This is a genomic window from Sphaerimonospora thailandensis (assembly GCF_016863115.1).
Taxonomy (GTDB): Bacteria; Actinomycetota; Actinomycetes; order Streptosporangiales; family Streptosporangiaceae; genus Sphaerimonospora; species Sphaerimonospora cavernae.
The window spans coordinates 1-624 of the sequence record NZ_BOOG01000157.1 but is presented as its reverse complement, the minus strand read 5'-3'; the positions used below and the strand labels follow the sequence as shown (position 1 = coordinate 624).

Below are 624 nucleotides of genomic sequence, written 5' to 3'. Positions count from 1 at the left end.
TTTTCGCTCCGGCGGCTCCTCCGGCGCGACCGCGCCGCTACGACGACGTCCCGGATGAGGCGGCGACCGGTCCGATGCCGGTACTGCGGAACGCGCCGCTGGAAGAGCCTCAGGAGGAGTTCTTACCGATCTTCGCCTCCGTCGAGTCGGCATGGTTCAGGCGGGCCACCCCGTCAGAGCCGGAACCGGGATGGCAGCAGCCGACCGCGGTCGACGCCGGCTGGCAGGCCGCCGCGGCCGTCGCCCGGCAGCCTGCCTCCGAGGGCAAGACCACCTCCGGCCTGCCCAAGCGGGTCCCCAAGGCCAACCTGGTGCCGGGCTCGGCCGATCCGGTGGCGGCCCCGGCCGCACCACCGCCCGTCCTGTCGCCGGATCGCGCCCGGAGCCGTCTGTCGAGCCTCCAGCAGGGCGTACGTCAGGGCCGCGCGGTGGCGCGCGGGGAGATCAGCGAGGACCAGGGCTACCCGATGAGAGAAGGGGAGCAAGCATGATGGAGATGAGTCAGGCCGCACGGGGCCTCAACTGGCTGATCAGCGACTTCGTCGGCTCGGTTCCGGGTGTGGCGCACGCGGTGGTGGTGGCGTCGGACGGTCTGCCGCTGGCCTATTCCGACGGCTTTCCACC

The 624-nt window shown here is 72.1% G+C and carries 1 protein-coding gene and 1 pseudogene; both read left to right on the top strand.

The window, feature by feature from the left end; all coding sequences use genetic code 11:
• A pseudogene (locus Mth01_RS29435) lies at positions 1-491 on the top strand (hypothetical protein); the annotation flags it as partial.
• Positions 488-624 (top strand): roadblock/LC7 domain-containing protein (locus tag Mth01_RS30060; RefSeq protein ID WP_456154389.1); only part of this gene is annotated, 137 nt, incomplete at its 3' end. The pseudogene Mth01_RS29435 and the gene Mth01_RS30060, both read left to right, overlap by 4 nt.